Annotated in this window: 18 protein-coding genes; 11 read left to right on the top strand and 7 right to left on the bottom strand. The window is 66.0% G+C overall.

Annotation, left to right across the window (positions count from 1 at the left end; translation table 11 throughout):
* The first annotated feature begins 116 nt into the window (after positions 1–116).
* The 5 genes from WBP06_RS14915 (at position 117) to WBP06_RS14895 (ending at position 6,322) form a co-directional block, all read left to right on the top strand.
* Positions 117–989 carry a helix-turn-helix domain-containing protein gene (locus WBP06_RS14915; protein ID WP_395329352.1) on the top strand — a complete coding sequence of 291 codons (873 nt, stop codon included), beginning with the start codon at positions 117–119 and terminating at the stop codon, positions 987–989.
* Between the two features lie 110 nt (positions 990–1,099).
* Positions 1,100–2,197 carry a phenylalanine--tRNA ligase subunit alpha gene (pheS, locus tag WBP06_RS14910; protein ID WP_395329350.1) on the top strand — a complete coding sequence of 366 codons (1,098 nt, stop codon included), beginning with the start codon at positions 1,100–1,102 and terminating at the stop codon, positions 2,195–2,197.
* A gap of 20 nt (positions 2,198–2,217) precedes the next feature.
* A complete protein-coding gene (gene pheT / locus WBP06_RS14905; RefSeq protein ID WP_395329348.1) occupies positions 2,218–4,626 on the top strand; it encodes a phenylalanine--tRNA ligase subunit beta in 2,409 nt (802 codons plus the stop codon).
* Positions 4,627–4,670: 44 nt separating this feature from the next.
* A complete protein-coding gene (locus WBP06_RS14900; RefSeq protein ID WP_395329346.1) occupies positions 4,671–5,561 on the top strand; it encodes an aldose 1-epimerase family protein in 891 nt (296 codons plus the stop codon).
* A gap of 11 nt (positions 5,562–5,572) precedes the next feature.
* On the top strand, positions 5,573–6,322 hold the full coding sequence (locus WBP06_RS14895) for an SDR family NAD(P)-dependent oxidoreductase (protein WP_395329344.1): 750 nt from the start codon (positions 5,573–5,575) through the stop codon (positions 6,320–6,322).
* A 224-nt stretch (positions 6,323–6,546) separates the two neighbouring features.
* Here WBP06_RS14895 and WBP06_RS14890 read toward each other — a convergent pair whose 3' ends face one another.
* Entirely contained in the window at positions 6,547–8,808 is a 2,262-nt protein-coding gene (locus tag WBP06_RS14890) for an NADP-dependent malic enzyme (RefSeq protein WP_395329342.1), read from the bottom strand.
* Positions 8,809–8,959: 151 nt separating this feature from the next.
* On the opposite strand from WBP06_RS14890, the gene mutS reads away from it, so the two are divergent.
* From mutS to WBP06_RS14875, 3 genes are read left to right on the top strand one after another with little or no spacing between them, the layout of a single operon-like run.
* Positions 8,960–11,554: a DNA mismatch repair protein MutS gene (gene mutS / locus WBP06_RS14885; RefSeq protein ID WP_395334186.1), complete on the top strand. Its 2,595-nt coding sequence runs from the start codon at positions 8,960–8,962 to the stop codon at positions 11,552–11,554.
* 23 nt (positions 11,555–11,577) lie between these two features.
* Positions 11,578–11,793, top strand: coding sequence for a hypothetical protein (locus WBP06_RS14880; RefSeq protein ID WP_395329340.1), 216 nt, complete (start codon positions 11,578–11,580; stop codon positions 11,791–11,793).
* Between the two features lie 32 nt (positions 11,794–11,825).
* Positions 11,826–12,257: a hypothetical protein gene (locus WBP06_RS14875; protein WP_395329338.1), complete on the top strand. Its 432-nt coding sequence runs from the start codon at positions 11,826–11,828 to the stop codon at positions 12,255–12,257.
* A gap of 68 nt (positions 12,258–12,325) precedes the next feature.
* Here the strand turns inward: WBP06_RS14875 and WBP06_RS14870 are convergent, their stop codons facing one another.
* The 5 genes from WBP06_RS14870 to gluQRS form a co-directional block, all read right to left on the bottom strand.
* The gene (locus WBP06_RS14870) at positions 12,326–12,652 is read right to left on the bottom strand and encodes a hypothetical protein (protein ID WP_395329336.1); all 327 of its coding nucleotides are present in this window, start codon (positions 12,650–12,652) and stop codon (positions 12,326–12,328) included.
* A 97-nt stretch (positions 12,653–12,749) separates the two neighbouring features.
* Positions 12,750–13,619: a 3-hydroxyacyl-CoA dehydrogenase family protein gene (locus WBP06_RS14865; protein ID WP_395329334.1), complete on the bottom strand. Its 870-nt coding sequence runs from the start codon at positions 13,617–13,619 to the stop codon at positions 12,750–12,752.
* 64 nt (positions 13,620–13,683) lie between these two features.
* Positions 13,684–14,253 carry a cob(I)yrinic acid a,c-diamide adenosyltransferase gene (locus WBP06_RS14860; RefSeq protein WP_395329332.1) on the bottom strand — a complete coding sequence of 190 codons (570 nt, stop codon included), beginning with the start codon at positions 14,251–14,253 and terminating at the stop codon, positions 13,684–13,686.
* Positions 14,254–14,257: 4 nt separating this feature from the next.
* Positions 14,258–14,491, bottom strand: a complete 234-nt coding sequence (locus WBP06_RS14855) for a hypothetical protein (RefSeq protein WP_395329330.1) — start codon at positions 14,489–14,491, stop codon at positions 14,258–14,260.
* Positions 14,488–15,348 (bottom strand): tRNA glutamyl-Q(34) synthetase GluQRS, encoded by an 861-nt coding sequence (gene gluQRS / locus WBP06_RS14850; protein WP_395329328.1) that lies wholly within the window; start codon positions 15,346–15,348, stop codon positions 14,488–14,490. Before gluQRS ends, WBP06_RS14855 begins: the two co-directional genes overlap by 4 nt.
* 301 nt (positions 15,349–15,649) lie before the next feature.
* Here gluQRS and WBP06_RS14845 point away from each other — a divergent pair, with 301 nt between their 5' ends.
* A complete protein-coding gene (locus WBP06_RS14845; protein WP_395329326.1) occupies positions 15,650–16,258 on the top strand; it encodes an HNH endonuclease in 609 nt (202 codons plus the stop codon).
* Positions 16,259–16,266: 8 nt separating this feature from the next.
* Here WBP06_RS14845 and WBP06_RS14840 read toward each other — a convergent pair whose 3' ends face one another.
* Positions 16,267–17,553: a dicarboxylate/amino acid:cation symporter gene (locus tag WBP06_RS14840; RefSeq protein WP_395329324.1), complete on the bottom strand. Its 1,287-nt coding sequence runs from the start codon at positions 17,551–17,553 to the stop codon at positions 16,267–16,269.
* Positions 17,554–17,688: 135 nt separating this feature from the next.
* Between WBP06_RS14840 and glmM the strand changes: the two genes are divergently transcribed.
* Both glmM and WBP06_RS14830 read left to right on the top strand, forming a co-directional pair.
* The gene (glmM, locus tag WBP06_RS14835) at positions 17,689–19,029 is read left to right on the top strand and encodes a phosphoglucosamine mutase (protein ID WP_395329322.1); all 1,341 of its coding nucleotides are present in this window, start codon (positions 17,689–17,691) and stop codon (positions 19,027–19,029) included.
* The gene (locus WBP06_RS14830) at positions 19,029–19,256 is read left to right on the top strand and encodes a DUF1272 domain-containing protein (RefSeq protein WP_395329320.1); all 228 of its coding nucleotides are present in this window, start codon (positions 19,029–19,031) and stop codon (positions 19,254–19,256) included. Before glmM ends, WBP06_RS14830 begins: the two co-directional genes overlap by 1 nt.
* The last annotated feature ends 15 nt before the right edge of the window (positions 19,257–19,271 follow it).

Genomic DNA, 19,271 nt, shown 5'->3' with positions numbered 1-19,271 from the left:
ACTCGCGCCCCTAATTGTTTGCGCACTATCGTTCGGGCGAATTGTTTTGCGCGCCCGTTCAAGTCCCGGTACGTTTCCTGCGAAGGGGGCGTGGCGGCGCCAAGAGAAAACAGGGAATGACAGCCAGGCGGGTAATCATTCAGTACTGCCCGGTCCCTCCGGGCCTGGAACGTTATGTCTCGACCCTGTTCTACTGCGATGTCGATATCGGTGTGGGTGAACGTCTGCACGATGTTCTCTGCCCCGACTGGGCGACCTTCCGCTTTCACTATGGCGCGCCGATCCAGGCTACCATGCGAACCGGCAGCCAGCTGGACGGTTGCGACTTCTCCGTGGGCGGTCCGCGATCGCAGGAAGTGCGCTTTTCCATGGGCCGCGCCCGGCAATGGGGCTTCCGGCTGAGCCCGCTGGGCTGGGCCGCGCTGACCGAGGTTCCGGCCGACCGCTATGCCGACCGGATGGTCGATGGCGGGCAGGACGATGCCTTCGCCCGTTTCCGGCCGCTGCACGATCTGCTGGCGGACGAGGCGTTTTCGCCCGGTGCCCAGTTCGATTGCCTCGTATCCTTCCTTTCGGCCATCCCGCCGCGCCCCGTCCCGCATGAGGGGTTGATCGGCGCGATCGGCTGTGCGCTGCTCGATCCCGAACTTCGCGCGGCCAGCGATCTTGCCGCCGCGGTCGACGCGCATCCGCGCATGGTGGAGCGGGTCTGCCGCGCGGCGTTCGGCTTCCCGCCCAAGCTGCTGTTGCGGCGCCAGCGCTTCCTGCGCAGCGTGGAGCAGTTCACCCTGTCGCCGACGATGAAATGGATCGGTGCGATGGATGATGCCTATCACGATCAGGCCCAGTTCGTGCGGGACTTCCGCGCCTTCATGGGCATGACGCCGCGCCAGTATGCCGCGTTGGAAAAGCCGCTGACCGAACCCCTGCTGCGCGAACGCGCGCGGCTTGCCCGCCAGGCCATGGCGCGGCACCAGGCGACGGGGTGATGAAAGGCCGGCCCGGCTGACCCTTCGTGCGTCGCGCGCCGTTGCGATTCTCGCCCGCTCCCCCTAAGGACCGCGCTTCCAGATATCAGCAACAGTCAGGCAAACCACCAGTGGACTACGCAGCAACCGGCCAGGAGGCGCTCTCGCGGATTGCGGAAGCATCCGATCTCGATACGCTGGAGGCGCTGCGTGTCGAGTTTCTGGGCAAGCAGGGTTCGATTTCCGGCCTGCTGAAGACGCTGGGCAAGCTCGATCCCGAAGAGCGCAAGGTCGAAGGGCCGAAGATCCACACCCTGCGCGAAAGCGTGAGCGACGCGCTCACCGCCCGCAAGGACGCGTTGGAGACGGCGGCGCTGAACGCCCGCCTCGCCGCCGAGACCATCGATCTCTCGCTGCCCGCACCCGAAGCGCCGCGCGGCACCGTCCACCCGATCTCGCAAGTGATGGACGAGATTGCCGAGATCTTCGCCGATCTGGGCTTTTCCGTCGCCACCGGGCCGGAGATCGAGGACGACTGGCACAACTTCACTGCGCTCAACATGCCGGAAAGCCACCCGGCGCGTGCGATGCACGATACGTTCTACTTCCCGGACCGGGATGCGCAGGAACGCGAGATGCTGCTGCGCACGCACACCTCGCCGGTGCAGATGCGCACCATGCTGAAGCAGGGCGCACCGCTGCGTATCATCGCGCCGGGCCGCGTCTATCGTTCGGACAGCGACGCCACCCACACGCCGATGTTCCACCAGGTCGAAGGTCTGGTGATCGACAAGGACGTGCACCTCGGCCACCTGAAGTGGACGCTGGAGACGTTCCTGAAGGCGTTCTTCGAGCGTGAGGACATCGTCCTGCGTCTGCGCCCCAGCTACTTCCCCTTCACCGAACCCTCGGTGGAAGCGGATATCGGCTTCACCCTGATCGACGGCAAGCGCGTGATCGGCGGCGACCCGTCGAAGGGCGAGGGCGGCTGGATGGAAGTGCTCGGCTCGGGCATGGTCAACCGCCGCGTCATCGAATTCGCCGGGCTCGATCCGAACGAATGGCAGGGTTTCGCTTTCGGCATCGGCATCGATCGCCTGGCCATGCTGAAGTACGGCATGGACGACCTGCGCGCCTTCTTCGACGGCGATGTACGCTGGCTCTCCCACTACGGTTTCTCCGCCCTCGACGTGCCGACCCTTTCGGGCGGCGTTGGCACTCCGGCCTGAGCGCGGGAAGGATCTAGAAAATGAAGTTCTCGCTTTCCTGGCTCAAGCAGTACCTTGAGACCGACGCCTCGCTTGAGGATATCGCGCTGAAGCTCAACGCCATCGGCCTTGAGGTCGAAGGCATCGAAGACCCCGCCGCCAAGCTGGCCGGCTTCCGCGTGGCCAAGGTTCTGACGGCGGACAAGCATCCGCAGGCGGACAAGCTGCAGGTCCTGACCGTCGACACCGGTGAGGGCGTGCTGCAGGTCGTCTGCGGCGCGCCGAATGCGCGTGCGGGCCTTGTCGGCGTGCTGGGCCTTCCCGGCGCCACGGTGCCCGCCAACGGCATGGTGCTGAAGGTTGCCGCCGTGCGCGGCGTCGAATCGAACGGCATGATGTGCTCCACGCGTGAGCTGGAACTGGGCGAAGACCACGACGGCATCATCGAACTGCCCGAAGACGCGCCGGTCGGCACGCCTTTCGCGGACTATCACGGCGCCGATCCGGTGATCGAGGTGGCGATCACCCCGAACCGTCCGGACTGCATGGGCGTCTACGGCATTGCGCGCGATCTGGCCGCTGCCGGCCTCGGCACGCTGAAGCCGATCGAGGTGCTGGACATTGCCGGCGGTTTCCCCTGCCCGGTGGACGTGCGCACCGACGATGCCGAGGGTTGCCCGGCGTTCTATGGCCGTGTGATCAAGGGCGTGAAGAATGGACCTTCGCCGCAGTGGCTGCAGGATCGCCTGAAGTCGGCAGGCCAGCGTCCGATCTCGGCGCTGGTCGACGCCACCAACTACCTGATGCTGGCCTATGGCCGCCCGGCGCACGCCTATGACCTGGCCAAGCTGAACGGTGCCGTCGTCGCGCGCCGTGCCAAGGATGGCGAAACGGTCGTCGCGCTGAACGAGAAGAGCTACACGCTCGACGCCGAGATGACCGTGATCGCCGACGATTCGGGCGTGCACGACATAGCCGGCATCATGGGCGGCGAGCATTCGGGTTGCGGGGACGAAACCACCGACGTCCTGCTCGAAATCGCCTACTTCGATCCGGAGCGCATCGCCAAGACCGGCCGCAAGCTCAACCTCACCTCGGACGCGCGCAGCCGTTTCGAGCGCGGGATCGATCCGAACTTCCTCGACACCGGCCTCGACCATCTGACCAAGCTGATCCAGACGCTGTGCGGCGGTGAAGCTTCGCAGGCGGTGCGCAGCGGGGCAGCCCCGGCGACGCCGAAGATCGTCCACTTCGATCCGGCGCTGACCGAGAAGCTGGGCGGCGTGACGATCGACCCGGGTGAGCAGCAGCGCATCCTGGAAAGCCTGGGCTTTTCGGTGATCGCGCAGGAAGCCGGTTTCGACAAGAGCTGGGCCGTCACGGTTCCCGGCTGGCGCCCTGACGTCGATGGCGCGCCCGACATCGTCGAGGAAGTCGTCCGCATCAACGGGCTCGACAAGGTGACCAGCGTCGCCCTGCCGCGTGCGGATGGCGTCGCCCGTCCGACTGCCACGCCGACGCAGGCGCTGGAGCGCCGCGTTCGCCGCGCCGCTGCCGCGCGCGGTCTGCACGAGGCGGTGACCTGGTCGTTCCTGCCTTCGGCCGAGGCCGATGCCTTTGCGGACGGCAATGCTCTCTGGTCGCTGGCCAATCCGATCAGCGAGGACATGAAGGTCATGCGGCCTTCGCTGCTGCCGGGCCTGCTGATGGCGGCCAAGCGCAACCTCGATCGCGGTGCTTCGTCGCTGCGCCTGTTCGAACTGGGCCGCCGTTATCTGCGCGGCGAGGGCGGTGCGAGCGACGAGCGTCTGGCGCTGGGCTTCGTGCTGGCGGGTGAGAAGGTCTCGCGCGGTTGGGCGACCGGCAAGGCGACCGCGTTCGACGCCTATGACGCCAAGGCTGAAGTCACCGCGCTGCTGGCCGAGGCCGGCGCTCCGGTAGAGAAGTTGCAGGTCATGGGTGAGGCAGGACCGCAGTTCCACCCGGGCCAGTCGGCCACGCTGCGCCTTGGCCCCAAGAACGTGCTGGCACGCTTCGGCATGCTGCACCCCACGGTCGCCAAGCAGTTCGACATCGAAGGCCCGGTGGCCGTGGCAGAGATCTATCTCGACGCGATCCCCGGCAAGAAGGGCGCCGCCACTTTCGCCCGCACCCGCTATGCACCCCCGGCGTTGCAGGCGGTGACGCGCGACTATGCATTCCTGGTCCCTGCCGAACTGCCGGCGGGCGATCTCGTCCGCATGGTGGCGGGCGCGGACAAGGCGAACATCGTCTCGGCCCGCCTGTTCGACGACTTCCGCGGCCAAGGCGTGCCCGAAGGTCAGAAGTCGCTCGCGCTGGAAGTCACCCTCCAGCCGCTTGAAAAGAGCTACAAGGAAGAAGACCTCAAGGCGATCAGCGACAAGGTGACCGCCGCCGCCGCCAAGCTGGGAGCCGTGCTGCGCGGCTGAAGGGGCGGCTGCAGAGGCTGCTCGGGAAAAAGGGAAGATCGCCGGTGACTGATAGGGAATTCGTGACCATCTCCGCCGGCGATCTTACCGCGCGCATTGCCACGCATGGGGCCGAACTCTGGTCGCTGACCGACCGGACCGGGCGCGAATACATGACCGACGCCGATCCGGCGTTCTGGACCGGCCACGCGCCGATCCTGTTCCCGATCGTGGGCGGGCTGAATGGCAATCGCTACCGGCTGGACGGGCAGGACTATGAACTGCCCCGCCACGGCTTCGCCCGCCACTCCGCCTTCGACGTGGTCGAGGCGGAGGCGGGCGCGGTCCGCCTGCGCCTGCGGGACAGTGCGGAGAGCCGCAAGGTCTACCCCTTCGCCTTCGTGCTGGACCTCGTTTTCCGGATCGAGGGCGCGACGCTGCATGTGGAGGCGGAAGTCTCCAACCCCGGCGATGCGCCGATGCCGTTCAGTCTGGGCTATCACCCCGCGTTTGCATGGCCGCTACCCGGCGGCGCGCCCAAGGCCGAGCACACCATCGCCTTCGAACAGGCCGAGCCGCAGCCGATCCGCCGGATCGACCCGGCCACCGGCCTCGTCCTGCCGGAACCGGTGCCAACGCTGGTGGAAGGCCACCTCTATCGCCCCGATGCCGCGCACTTCGTGGAAGACGCGGTAATCTGGGATCGCCTTGCCAGCCGCGCGCTGACGTTCGGCTCCCCCGGCGGCGGCCAACTCGCCGTGGCCTTCCCGGACATGCCGATGCTGGGCATCTGGCAGAAGCCCGGCGCCAACTACCTCTGCATCGAGCCGTGGCAGGGCCATGCCGATCCACTGGGCTATTCCGGCGACTTTCGCGCCAAACCGGGCATGCTCTCGCTCGCCCCCGGCGCCAACCGCCGTTTCCGCATGGACGTGACCGTCCTTACTGCCGACTGAAGGAGACCCCCATGAAGACTGCACTCGTAACCGGCGCCACATCCGGTATCGGCGAGGCTTGCGCCCGCGCATTCGTCGCGGCGGGCTGGCGCGTGATCGGCACCGGCCGCCGGGCCGAGCGTCTGGACGCGCTGAAGGCCGAACTGGGGGCTGACAAGTTCCACGCGGCCGTGTTCGACGTGCGCGATGAAGCCGCGCGTGATGCCGCCCTGGCCGCGCTTCCGGCCGAGTTCGCCGGGATCGATTGCCTCGTCAACAACGCCGGCCTCGCGCTCGGCACCGAGCCGGCGCAGAGCGCCTCGCTCGATGCGTGGAAGACGATGATCGACACCAACGTCACCGCGCTGGTCTCCCTCACCCACAAGTTGCTGCCCGCGCTGGTGGAGCGCAAGGCCGGGATCGTGAACCTGTCTTCGGTGGCGGCAACCTATCCCTACACCGGCGGCAACGTCTATGGCGGCACCAAGGCCTTCGTGCACCAGTTCTCGCTGGGTCTGCGGTCTGACCTTGCCGGCACCGGCGTGCGCGTCACCTCGATCGAGCCGGGCATGGTGGAGACCGAATTCACGCTGGTGCGCACCGGCGGCAACCAGCAGGCTTCGGACACGCTCTACGGCGGTGCGAACCCGATGACGGCCGAGGATATCGCCGGAACCGTGCTGTGGGTGGCGACGCTGCCGGCGCACCTCAACATCAACACGCTGGAACTGATGCCGGTCAGCCAGTCCTTCGCGGGCTTCCAGGTTTCGCGGAAGGGCTGACTTTAGCCTGCTCTCACTAATTCCCGTCATCCCCGCGAAGGCGGGGATCCCGCTTCCTTCCTGCGAGGTCGCAAAGAAAAGCGGGGCCCCCGCCTTCGCGGGGGCGACGGAGTGGATTGCGTGAAGTAGGCTCAAGGTTGGGCAGCCTATTGAAAGCCCAAACGAAAAACGGGGGCTTGCGGATGTCCGCAAGCCCCCGTTTTTATTCTACCAACCGATAAGAATCAGCCGGTGATGCCCGCCGCCGCCAGTACGGCCAAGGTCAGCACTTCCGGCGCGATGGCGGTCATCGGCACGATCTGCACCGGCTTTTCCGCGCCGATCAGCATCGGGCCGATCGAGGTCGTCCCGCCGATCTCCTTGAGCAGCTTGGCCGAGATATTGGCCGACTGCAGGCCCGGCATGATCAGCACGTTGGCAGGCGCCGAAAGGCGGCTGAACGGATAGAGCTTCATGATCTTCGGGTTCAGTGCGGCGTCGGGAGCCATTTCACCCTCGTACTCGAAGTCCGGCTGTTGCTCGTCCAGGATGCGGATCGCCTCGCGGGTTTCTTCCAGCCACTTGCCCGACGGATTGCCGAAGGTGGAGTAGCTGAGGAAGGCCACGCGCGGCTCATGGCCCAGGCGGCGGGCCACGGCGGCGGTTTCCTTGGCGATCACGGCCAACTGCTCGGCAGTCGGACGCTCGTTGATCGTGGTGTCGGCCATGAACACCGTGTGGTTCTTGCCGACCAGCATGTGGATGCCGAAGGCCAGCTTGCCCTCTGCCGGATCCAGCACGCGGCGCACTTCCTTGATGGTCTGCGCGAAGGGGCGGGTCATGCCGGTGATCATCGCATCGCCCACGCCCAGCTTCAGCAGACCGGAGGCGAAGATGTTGCGATCGGTGTTCACCATGCGCTGCACGTCGCGCTGCAGGAAGCCGCGGCGCTTCAGGCGTTCGTAGAGCATCTCGACCATCGGGCCGACATGGTCGGACACCATCGAGTTTTCGATGTGGTAGCTTTCCGGATCGGAAACGCCCAGTTCCGCCATCTTGTCGAAGATGACCTGGGTGCGGCCCACCAGGATCGGCTCGCCATAGCCGAAATCGCGATACTGGATCGCCGCGCGCAGCACGACTTCGTTGTCCGCCTCGGCGAAGATCATGCGCTTGGGGTTGGCGCGCACTTGCTCGTAGACGCGGGTGAGCACCGAGGTCGTCGGGTTCAGGCGCGCCTTCAGCTGATCGCGATAGGCTTCGAAGTCCTCGATCGGGCGGCCGGCAACGCCGGAATCCATCGCCGCCTTGGCGACCGCCATCGACACCACTTCCATCAGGCGCGGATCGAACGGGGCAGGGATGATGTAGTCGCGGCCGAACTGCTGCGCTTCGCCATAGGCGGCGGCAACGTCTTCATGCACCTGCTCGCGCGCCAGTTCGGCGATGGCCTTGGCGGCGGCGATCTTCATCTCTTCGTTGATCGCAGTGGCCGAAACGTCCAGCGCGCCGCGGAAGATGAAGGGGAAGCCCAGCACGTTGTTGACCTGGTTCGGATAGTCCGAACGGCCCGTGGCGACGATCGCGTCGGGGCGCACCGCCTTGGCTTCGGGCGGGGTGATTTCCGGGTCCGGGTTGGCCATCGCGAAGATGATCGGTTCCGGCGCCATGTCCTTCACCATGTCCGGCGTCAGCGCGCCCTTGGCCGAAAGGCCCAGGAACACGTCGGCGCCGACCAGCGCTTCGGTCAGCGTGCGCTTGTCGGTCTTCACCGCGTGGGCGGACTTGAACTGGTCCACGCGCTCGCGGCCCGGATAGATCACGCCCTTGGTATCGCAGACCAGCACGTTCTCATGCCGCACGCCCATCGATTTGATCAGCGCGGTGCATGCCAGTGCCGAGGCGCCAGCGCCGTTCACCACCACCTTGATCTCGTCCAGCTTGCGGCCGGTGATCAGGCAGGCGTTGATCAGGCCGGCGGCGGCGATGATCGCGGTGCCGTGCTGGTCGTCATGCATGACCGGGATGTTCATGCGTTCGCGCAGGGCCTGCTCGATGATGAAGCATTCGGGCGCCTTGATATCCTCAAGGTTGATGCCGCCGAAGCTGGGTTCCATCATGGCGATGGCTTCGATCAGCGCGTCGGTATCCTCGCTGGCGAGTTCGATGTCGATGGAATCGACGTCGGCGAAGCGCTTGAAGAGGACGGCCTTGCCCTCCATCACCGGCTTGGATGCAAGGGCGCCGAGGTTGCCCATGCCCAGGATCGCGGTGCCGTTGGAGATCACTGCGACCAGGTTGCCCTTGGCGGTGTAATCGTAGGCGGTGGCGGGATCGTCGGCGATCGCCTGGACCGGAATGGCGACGCCCGGGGAATAGGCGAGCGAGAGGTCGCGTTGCGTCGCCATCGGCTTTGACGCAATAATCTCGATCTTACCGGGGCGCATCGTGCTGTGATAGAACAGCGCCTCGCGCTCGGTGAACTGGACCTTGGGCTTCTCGGACAAGCGTTTTCTCCCGGATTTGGCAGGGGCCCTATCGAATGTTTGCGCGACGCGATAGGGGAAAGGCGCGTTCGCGCCGCTTCACAAGAACCAAGCCGGGGCGCTAACGCTCTCCCCCATGAGCAGCAATTCCGAAACCGCCGGCGTGACCCCGATGATGGCGCAGTACCTTGCCTTGCGCGAGGTGGCGGGGGACTGCCTGCTGTTCTATCGAATGGGCGATTTCTTCGAGCTTTTCTTCGATGATGCGAAAATCGCAAGCCAGGTTCTGGACATTGCACTCACCACGCGCGGCGAACACGGCGGCCAGCCGATCCCGATGTGCGGCGTGCCCGTCCACGCGGCCGAAGGCTATCTTGCCCGTCTGATCAAGGCAGGTTGCCGCGTGGCGATCGCCGAACAGACCGAAACCCCGGCGGAGGCCAAGAAGCGCGGCGGGTCCAAGGCGCTGGTGCGGCGCGATATCGTGCGCTTCGTCACCGCCGGCACGCTGACCGAGGAATCGCTGTTGGAACCGCGCCGCGCCAATGTGCTGGCGGGGGCCTGCGATCTGCGCGGCACGGTGGGGATCGCCGCCTGCGACATCTCCACCGGGCGCATGGAACTGGAAGAGTGTCCGCCCGACCGGCTGGGCGCGGCGCTGGCGCGGCTGGGTGCGCGCGAACTGGTGGTGCCGGACGGCTGGGAACTGGCGCCCGACGGGGCGATCGCGCGTTCGGGGCATGAGTTCTCGTCCGATGGCGGCGATGAGCGGCTGAAGCTGGTGCACGGCGTTGCCACGCTCGACGGGTTCGGCACCTTTACGCGGGCCATGCTGGCGGCGGCGGGAGGCCTGATCGCTTATCTCGACCATGTCGGCCGCGGCAAGCTGCCGCTGCTGCTGCCGCCCGAGGCGCGCAGTGGCGATGCGGCGCTGGCGATGGACGAGGCGACGCGCGCCAGTCTGGAAATCCTCGAATCCTCGCAAGGCGGCCGCAAGGGCAGTCTGGTGGAAGCGATCGATCGCTGCGTTACCGGCGCCGGTGCGCGCCAGTTGGCCGAAGACCTGTCCGCGCCGCTGACGGACCGCCACGCCATCGCCGAACGCCTGGAAATGGTGGAATGGCTGCACGAGGATCACCTGCTGCGTGAGGATATGCGCGCGGCGCTGCGGGCGCTGCCGGATGTCGGCCGTGCGCTGGGCCGGGTGGTGGCGGGGCGTGGCTCTCCGCGTGATCTTGGCCAGTTGCGCGATGGTCTTTCCGGTGCGCGCCGCATCGGCGAACGGCTGGCGCAGATGGACGACCTGCCGGTGCTGCTGGACCGGTTGATGCCCGAACTGGGCGGGAGCCAAGATCATTGGGCGGCACTGGTCGACCATTTCGCCCAGGCGCTGGTGGAAACCCCACCGACCGAGCGCGGGCAGGGTGGCTACATCGCCAGCGGCTACGACGCCGGGCTGGACGAGTTGCGCGTCACTTCGGGCAATGCCCGCCGCGCGATCGCCGCGCTGGAGGCAAAGTACCGCGAGGAAACCGGCGTTGCCGCGCTGAAGATCAAGCACAACAATGTGCTCGGCTACTTCATCGAAGTGCCGCAGCGTCATGCCGACAAGCTGCTGGAGCCCGACAGCGGCTTCTCGCACCGCCAGACGATGGCCGGCGCCATGCGCTTCAACGCGCTCGCCCTGCATGAAGAGGCCAGCCGCATCACCGAGGCCGGGGCCCACGCGCTCGCCGCCGAGGAAGCGCATTTCGAGGAACTGGTGGCCGAAGCCGTGGCGGCGCGCCACGCCATCGCCCGCACCGCCGCCGCGTTGGCCCGTTTCGACGTGGCCGCCGGGCAGGCCGAGCGCGCGGCGGAGGGCGGCTGGGCGCGACCCGAAGTGGTCGATGGCCTTTCGCTCGATATCGAGGGCGGCCGCCATCCGGTGGTGGAAGCGGCGCTGAAGGTTCAGGGCGAGCGCTTCGTTGCCAACGATTGCCGGCTGGCCAGCCATGACCGGCTCTGGCTGATCGGCGGCCCCAACATGGGCGGTAAGTCGACCTTCCTGCGCCAGAACGCGCTGATCGTGCTGCTGGCGCAGGCGGGTGGTTTCGTGCCCGCCAAGTCGGCGCGGATCGGCATGGTGGACCGCCTGTTCAGCCGCGTCGGCGCTTCGGACAATCTGGCGCGCGGGCGTTCGACCTTCATGGTCGAGATGGTGGAAACCGCCGCCATTCTGGCGCAGGCGACCGATCGCAGCTTCGTCATCCTCGACGAAGTGGGGCGCGGTACCTCGACGTATGACGGCCTGGCGCTGGCCTGGGCGGTCGCCGAAGCCGTCCACGAAACCAACCGCTGTCGCTGCCTGTTCGCCACGCACTATCACGAGATGGCGCGACTGGGGGAGACTTGCGAGGCGCTGTCGCTCCACCACGTTCGCGCGCGCGAGTGGAAGGGCGATCTGGTGCTGCTGCACGAACTGGCCGAAGGGCCGGCCGACCGCAGCTACGGCCTTGCCGTCGCGCGCCTTGCCGGGGTGCCGCCGAAAGTCATCAGCCGCGCCAAGTCGGTGCTGGAAAAGCTGGAGAAGGGCCGTGCCGAGACCGGCGGCCTTGCTGCAGGGCTGGGCGACCTGCCGCTGTTCGCGGCGGCGCATGAGGCGCACGAGGAACAGTGCGACGCCCTGCGCGACAAGCTGCGCGAGATGGACATCGATGCGCTGAGCCCGCGCGACGCGCTGGAGATCCTCTACGACCTGAAGCGAGAGGCAGGCACGGAGTCTTAACCCTTCCGCGCTAGCCTGCGCGCATGTTCGGGCCCAAGATCAGGAACGTCTTCAAGAGCCGCTGGCAGGCGCTGTTCTGGTCTGCCAGCGTGTTGCTGACCGCCTATTGCTCGGTGCCATCGTCCGATGGCGACGACGACAGTTCGGTCACGAAGTTCGCCGAAAATGTCGCGGCTCGCGTGGGCCAGCAGAAGACCGAGCACAAGAATCCCTGGGCGAAGGACCCGCAGTCGAATTAGGTTGGACGGGAAATGACTGCTATCGCGCGCAAATGTTGAGTGGCACGCCAAAACATCTCTTTGCTGCGAGATCCGCCGGAAGCCGCACGGTCTCTTTTGCGGTAGCCTTAATGATGTCGTCGCTGTGCTTAGCCAGCTCGGCCTGCCAGCACACCTTCTGCGATGACTTTCCGCGAACGATTTCTCAAGCCGATTTTACGATCAGCGATGTCCAGGATGCGACCATCCGGCCGGAGGAACTCGAAAAGTTGAAGTTGTCCGTCGATCGATGCGCGGTTGGTATCGATCCGAAATACACTCCCGAAAACCTGAGGTTCGGCACGGTTTTGTCGCACGATGGGAGAACATATCTTATGTTTGTTCCCCTTTACGTGACGGATATATACCTCCTGTTCGAGGTTGACGCCAAAGCTTCGAAAATCTCCAACGCCTACCAATTCGGTGTTTCCTTGCCGACTAAGTGAAGGCGCATGGGGCTGGAGAGCTGAACCTATCTCCTGTCACCTACAGCAATGTTGTCCGCTGTAATCTTTCAGCTGTCGTCGTCCTCGAAATCCTCGTCTGCCGCGTTCTGCGCTCCATAGCGGTTTTCAAGGTCGTCCATCGTCTCCTCGCCGCGATAGGCGGACATGTCGATGACGCCGCTGGAATCCATCTGGTTCATGTGGTCGACCAGGTCTTCGACGTCATCCTCGTCGTCGATGCCGCCTTTCACCTTTTCGCTGTCTTCGAGGCCGAACGGGTCGGTGGCGCGGTCCTGCGCCTCTTCGGCAACGGACTGGGCCTGCGCTTCCTCGTCATCCTGTTCGGGGTTGAAGGTTTCGGGCGCGGAATCGGAATCGTCTGGACGGTCGATCATGGCGAATCTCCTTTACCGGGTTAACGGCTAAGGGATCGTCCGGGTTCCGGTATTGGACGAACGCGACGGGAAGCGATCTTCCCGTCGCGCATCCCGCTCAGCGCGTCGGAACCGGCACTTCGCCCGAATAGTCGTAGAAGCCCCGGCCGGACTTGCGGCCGTACCAGCCGGCCTCGACATACTTCTGCAGGAGCGGGGCCGGGCGGTACTTCGGATCGCCGGTGGTCGCCTGGAACACCTTCATGATCTCGTACAGCGTATCGAGGCCCACGAAGTCGGCCAGCGTCAGCGGGCCCATCGGATGGTTCGCGCCCAGCCGCATGCCGGCGTCGATATCCTCGACCGAGGCCAGCCCTTCGCCCAGCACGAAGATCGCCTCGTTCAGCAGCGGGCAGAGGATGCGGTTGACCACGAAGCCCGGGGCGTCGCCGGCCAGCACCACGGTCTTGCCCAGCGCTTCGCCGAAGGCTTTCATCCGCGCGGTGGTCTCGGCCGAGGTTGCCAGGCCGGGGATCACTTCCACCAGGCCCATCACCGGCACCGGGTTGAAGAAGTGCAGCCCGCAGAACCGCGTCGCATCGGGCGAACTGGCGGCCATGCGGGTGATCGGGATCGAGCTGGTGTTGGAGGCCAGGATGGCATTCGCGCCCAGCACTTCGCCCACGGCGGTGAAGATCTTGAGCTTGATATCCTCCCGCTCGGTCGCGGCTTCGATGATCAGGTCGCAGTCGCCCATCGTTGCATAGTCGCCGGCGGTGGCGATGCGGGGCAGCAGCGCGTCGACATCGGCCTGCGCGATCTTTTCCTTGGCCACCAACCGCGCCAGGCCCTTGGCGATGCCAGCCTTGCCCTTCTCGGCGATGTCGACCGAGATGTCGGACAGGACGACGTCCATGCCCTTGCTGGCCACGGTCTGGGCGATGCCCGAACCCATGATGCCCGCGCCGATGATTCCGACTTTCCGCACTGCCAAACTCCTCTGCTGATCCCTTTGTGCCGGCACGATTATCACCGACGCTCGGCAAGGGAACCTAGCGATTCTGGCCGGGCACCCAAAGCACGTCGTCGGCCCCGTTGGCATTCACCGCCCGGGCGAGGACGAAGAGATAGTCGCTGAGCCGGTTGAGGTATGACAGCGCAGCCGGATTGGCAGGTACTTCGGCCGCCATGGCGACGGCGGAACGTTCCGCCTTGCGGGCGGAGGCACGGGCCACGTGGACGCGCGCCGCTGCCTCGCTGCCGCCGGGCAGGATGAAGCTTTTCAGCGGCTGGAGATGCGCGTTGATCGCGTCGATCTCGCCTTCCAGCCAGGTGACTTGCGGGAACACGATGCGCAGCGTCATTTCGCCCGGGGTGAAGTCATCGCCGGGAGTCGCCAGATCGGCGCCAAGATCGAACAGATCGTTCTGGATGCGCGTCAGCACGGCGGCGTGCGGTGTTTGCGTGAGCGCGCAGACGGCAAGGCCGATGGCGCAGTTGGTTTCGTCCACCGCGCCGATCGCTTCCATGCGCGCGGCGTACTTGGGCAGGCGCGAACCATCGACAAGGCCCGTGGTGCCGTCGTCACCCGTGCGGGTGTAGATCTTGTTGAGCCGGACCAATGTCTTAGCGTGCCATCGCCAGCAGGATTGCGCAGACCACCACGGCGGCGGCCTGATACTTGATGCGGTTGAACATCATCTTGTTCTGCAGCAGCTGGTTCGCGGTAGGCCCGGTCGCGTTCGGATCGCGGTTCAGGTCTTCCTTCGTGCTCTGCATGAAGGCGACGATGCCGCGCACGAGGCTGACGACGACCATGATCATCAGCAGGATGATGATGGGGATGAGAATGGTGCTCATGGGCTTTGGTGTAGGCTCTCGGAAAGCGAAATGCCAGCGGGGAAGCGGTGCTGCCGAAGCGCCTCGGCGATGGCCTTGCCGTCTTCTCCGGCGCGGCGCCGGTCGCCCAGCGAGGGCGATCCGCGTCGCTTGGCCAGCTTGCGCCCGTCGGGCTCCACCAGCAGCGGGTGATGGTGCCAGACGGGCACCGGCAGGCCGAGCAGGGCTTGCAGCAGGCGGTGGACGTGGCTGGCCGGAAACAGGTCCATCCCGCGCGTGACCAGGGTGATGCCATCCGCCGCATCGTCCAGCGTGGCGGCAAGGTGATAGCTGGCGGGCAGGTCCTTGCGCAGCAGCACCACGTCTCCGAAGATTTCCGGCGTGGCGTGCTGTGGGCCGGCCAGTTCATCGGTCCATTCGAGCGGGCCGGTCATCTTCACCGCGCGGGCGACGTCAAGCCGCCATGCCGCGCCTTCCGGATCGACGCTTTCGGAAGTGCCGGGCCGGTGGCGGCAGGTGCCGGGATAGACTGGCCCGTCCGGCCCCATCTGTGTGGCGGCGGCGGCAATCTCGGCGCGGGTACAGCGGCAGGGGTAGAGCAGGCCCATGGCCTTCAGGCGCTCGCCCGCATCGACATAGCTTGTGAGGTGTCGGGACTGGAATCCTGCCTCTCCGTCCCACGCCAGACCAAGCCATGCGAGGTCCAGAAAGAATTCCTCGACGAATTCGGCGCGGCTGCGTTCGCCGTCGATATCCTCGATCCGCAGCAGGAATTCGCCGCCGCGCGCCCGGGCCAGATCGTGCGCCACCACGGCGGCATAAGCGTGGCCGAGATGCAGCGGGCCGTTGGGGCTGGGTGCGAAGCGGGTGCGGATCATCACCCCTGCTCCTAGCCCCGCTGCCGGCTGTCGCAAGTCCCGGCGCGCTCTTCGTTCTTCAGCGCGAGGAAAGGCGGCAATTCGACGGCGCATGCCGTGTGGAACGGTTTGTGGATAAAGCCTGCATAACGTGTGCAGTGCCTGTTGGCTTCATGCGGACAGTTTGTGGAATCGTTGTGGCGAAGCTGTGGATTGTTGTATGGAGCCACCCCCGTCCCGGCTTGACGTCGACTCGTGTAGATGCTGCAAAGAAACCCATGCGTTGCCATGAAACCGCAATGACAGCCTGCGACAGGAGGCCATGCTCAGATCGGAGCTGATCGAGCGCGCGGCCCGGTTCCGCAGCGCGGAGGATGATCCCTCCAGAAGTCTTTCGGACTGCCCTGCGCTAGTGCTCAATGCGGATTACACGCCGCTTTCCTACTACCCCCTCAGCCTCTGGCCCTGGCAGACCGCGATCAAGGCGATCGTTCTGGAGAGGGTAGACATCATTTCCAGCTACGACCGGGTGGTCCATTCGCCCAGCTGGTCGATGCAGATCCCTTCGGTGATCGCGCTGCGGCAATATGTCCGGCCTTCCGAATTTCCCGCCTTCACCCGCTTCAACCTGTTCCTGCGCGATCGTTTCAGCTGCCAGTATTGCGGCTCCCCCCACCAACTGACGTTCGATCACGTCGTGCCGCGCCGGCTTGGCGGGCGGACGAGTTGGGAAAACATCCTCACCGCCTGCGCGCCCTGCAATCTCAAGAAAGGCGGGCGCACGCCCAAGCAGGCGAACATGCCGCCGCTGGTGGCGCCGATCCGGCCGACAAGCTGGCAATTGCAGGAACGCGGCCGCGCCTTCCCGCCGAACTACCTCCACGAAACCTGGCGCGATTGGCTCTATTGGGACATCGAGCTGGAGGCCTGAAGAAGGCCTCAATGAATGGTTTCGGTTTCGGACGAAACCGCGTCCACGCCTTCATCCACCGCAGTCGTCAAGGCGACGTCCATCGTCACGTTGCCCACCGTGCGCATCAGGTCAGGCAGCACTTCCACTGCCACCAGCACGCCCAGGGGCCAGAGCGGCACGCCCATGGCGGCCGCGATCGGGCCGATCGAGGAGACGAAGCTGATCGTGCCAGGCAGCGAAACGGCGCCGAAAGTCGTCGCGAAGGCGACCAGCGCGCCGGCCGCCAGGGCCCCGGTGGTGAGTTCCAGGCCCGCCAGCTTGGCGGCGTAGACGGCAACCGCCATGTTCATCGCCGGGCCGGTCGCGCGGAACAGGGTGACCGCCAGTGGCAGCACGAATTCCGACGTCGTCGCCGAAACGCCCAGCTTGCGGCTGGAAGCGAGCATGGCGGGGACCGTGGCGATCGAGGACTGGGTGGAAATGGCGACGATCTGCGCAGGCAGCATGGCGGCGGCAAAGGCCGGCAGCGATCGGCGGCCGGAGAACACGGCGATCACGTAGCCGGCGATCATCACCACGGTGCCTACCGCCGTCACCAGCACGATATAGTGCGCCAGCGCGCCCAGTGCGGCGCCGCCGCTGCGCACGCCAAGGCCGAAGCCCAGCGCGAAGACGCCGATGGGGGCCAGCATCAGCACCCAGCCGATCACCACCATCATTGCGCCCGCCAGCCCTTCGAACAGCACGGCCAGCAGGCGGCGCGGCTCGTCCGCAAGGCGGGTGGAGGCGATGGCGAACAGGGCGACGAAGACGATCACCGGCAACATCGCATCCGCGGCGGCAGCCGAAATCACGTTTTCCGGCATCAGCGAGGAGAGAAAGTCGGCAATGCCCGGCACTTTGCCCGGATCCTCTGGATGGGCGAACTGCACGCCGGCCGGGATCGGGAAGAATTTCAGCAGCACCGGCATGGCCACCGCGCCCAGCGTGGCGCTGAAGGCCAGGAAGCCGACGATGGTGCCCAAGGTGCGTCGCGCCATGGCGCCGGCCTGCGCGACGGCTATCGTCTCGACAATGCCCGAAAACAGCAGCCCGGCCACCAGCGGCAGGATCGTCATCTGCAGGCCCTGAAGCCACAGCGAGCCGATGGGGCCTGCGAATTCCAGCACCGGAACGGCGGCCGGCTTACCCGCGAGGACAAGCCCGAGGACCAGCCCGCCGACAAGGCCAATCAGTGTCAGTGTGCCGGGAACGCGAATCTCTGGAATGCGCGAGGCACTGCTTTCGGCGGCCGTGGGGCTTGGGGTATTCATCGGGCTCCTGGGGAATTGCGACCTTCGTCTTCGATCTTCCATAATGGTCTGCGTGGCGCATGGCAATTTGCCGAAGGCTTGGGTAAGAGCGCGCGTCATCCGCCATTCACGAAATGGTCTCCAAGGGGGCAGGTCATGAGCAGACAATTCTTCGGCACCGACGGCATTCGCGGCCGCACCAACCAGGGCGCCATGACCGCCGCCATCGCCATGAAGGTCGGCCAGGCGGCCGGCACCCGTTTCCTGCGCGGCAGCCACCGGCATCGTGTGGTGATTGGCAAGGACACGCGCCTTTCGGGCTACATGCTGGAAAACGCGATGGTCGCGGGCTTCACCAGCGTGGGCATGGACGTGGTGCTGCTGGGCCCGATGCCGACTCCGGCCGTGGCCCTGCTGACCCGCGAGTTGCGCGCCGATGTGGGCGTGATGATCTCCGCCAGCCACAATCCTTATGAGGACAACGGCATCAAGCTGTTCGGCCCCGACGGCTTCAAGCTTTCGGACGAGGATGAGCTGGCGATCGAGGCGATGCTCGCGCAGGACATCCCGCTCGCCGCGTCGGAGGAAATCGGCCGGGCCCGCCGCATCGACGACGCGCGTGGCCGCTATATCCACGCCGTGAAGCGCTCGCTGCCAGAGGCAGTGCGCCTCGACGGACTGAAGATCGCCGTCGATTGCGCCAATGGCGCCGCCTATCAGGTCGCGCCTTCCGCGTTCTGGGAACTGGGCGCCGAAGTCGTGTCGATCGGCGTGACGCCCAACGGCAAGAACATCAACGCCAAGTGCGGCTCCACCCATGTCGAGGCCTTGCAGGAAACCGTGGTTTCCTCCGGCGCGGACATCGGCATTGCGCTTGATGGCGACGCCGACCGCCTGATCGTGGTCGATGAGAAGGGCAAGACGGTCGACGGCGACCAGATCATGGCGCTGATCGGCACCCAGCTTGCCGCGCGCGGCACCTTGCGCGGCGGTGGTGTAGTGGCGACGGTGATGTCGAACCTGGGCCTGGAACGCTATCTGAACGCAGAGGGCCTGACCTTGGAGCGCACCAAGGTGGGCGACCGTCACGTGCTGGAGCGGATGCGCGCGGGCGGCTTCAATGTCGGCGGCGAACAGTCGGGCCACATGATCCTGCTGGACCACGCGACCACCGGCGACGGTACCGTAGCGGCGCTTCAGGTCTTGGCCGCGCTGGTCCAGTCCGGCAAGCCGGCGAGCGAGGTGCTGCACCTGTTCGATCCGGTCCCCCAGCTTCTGCGCAACGTGCGCTTCGCCGGTGGCAAGCCGCTGGAGGCAGACCGGGTGAAGGCGGTGATTGCCGAGGCCGAGGCCGCGCTGAACGGCAAGGGCCGTCTGGTGATCCGTGCCTCGGGCACCGAGCCGGTGATCCGCGTGATGGCCGAAGGCGACAATGCCGGCGATGTCGAGGCGGCCGTCGCCTCGATCTGCACCGCCGTGGAAGAGGCTGCTGCGTAATGGCTCTGGAAATGCGCCCCGATTGCGAACGCTGCGGCACCGATCTGCCTGCCGAGGCACCCGGCGCGTTCATCTGCAGCTTCGAATGCACCTACTGCGTCGAATGCGCCGAGGCGCTGGATGACCTTTGCCCCAATTGCGGTGGCGAGCTGGTCGACCGGCCGACGCGGGCGAAACGGCATTTCGATTCCGCCCCGCCTTCGAAAGAGCGGCGCTTCAAGGGGTAACGGGCCAAGGTAGCG

The organism is Novosphingobium mississippiense, from assembly GCF_044029535.1.
GTDB lineage: Bacteria > Pseudomonadota > Alphaproteobacteria > Sphingomonadales > Sphingomonadaceae > Novosphingobium.
This window is presented reverse-complemented; position numbering and strand designations above follow the sequence as displayed.

Coding starts and splice junctions, on each gene's coding strand:
- WBP06_RS14895 (WP_395329344.1), top strand. CDS start 5,573: ATGAAGACTGCACTCGTAACCGGCGCCACATCCGGTATCGGCGAGGCT.
- WBP06_RS14830 (WP_395329320.1), top strand. CDS start 19,029: ATGGCTCTGGAAATGCGCCCCGATTGCGAACGCTGCGGCACCGATCTG.
- glmM (WP_395329322.1), top strand. CDS start 17,689: ATGAGCAGACAATTCTTCGGCACCGACGGCATTCGCGGCCGCACCAAC.
- WBP06_RS14870 (WP_395329336.1), bottom strand. CDS start 12,652: ATGATCGACCGTCCAGACGATTCCGATTCCGCGCCCGAAACCTTCAAC.
- WBP06_RS14880 (WP_395329340.1), top strand. CDS start 11,578: ATGTTCGGGCCCAAGATCAGGAACGTCTTCAAGAGCCGCTGGCAGGCG.
- WBP06_RS14840 (WP_395329324.1), bottom strand. CDS start 17,553: ATGAATACCCCAAGCCCCACGGCCGCCGAAAGCAGTGCCTCGCGCATT.
- WBP06_RS14875 (WP_395329338.1), top strand. CDS start 11,826: ATGTTGAGTGGCACGCCAAAACATCTCTTTGCTGCGAGATCCGCCGGA.
- pheT (WP_395329348.1), top strand. CDS start 2,218: ATGAAGTTCTCGCTTTCCTGGCTCAAGCAGTACCTTGAGACCGACGCC.
- WBP06_RS14855 (WP_395329330.1), bottom strand. CDS start 14,491: ATGAGCACCATTCTCATCCCCATCATCATCCTGCTGATGATCATGGTC.
- gluQRS (WP_395329328.1), bottom strand. CDS start 15,348: ATGATCCGCACCCGCTTCGCACCCAGCCCCAACGGCCCGCTGCATCTC.
- WBP06_RS14845 (WP_395329326.1), top strand. CDS start 15,650: ATGCTCAGATCGGAGCTGATCGAGCGCGCGGCCCGGTTCCGCAGCGCG.
- WBP06_RS14915 (WP_395329352.1), top strand. CDS start 117: ATGACAGCCAGGCGGGTAATCATTCAGTACTGCCCGGTCCCTCCGGGC.
- mutS (WP_395334186.1), top strand. CDS start 8,960: ATGATGGCGCAGTACCTTGCCTTGCGCGAGGTGGCGGGGGACTGCCTG.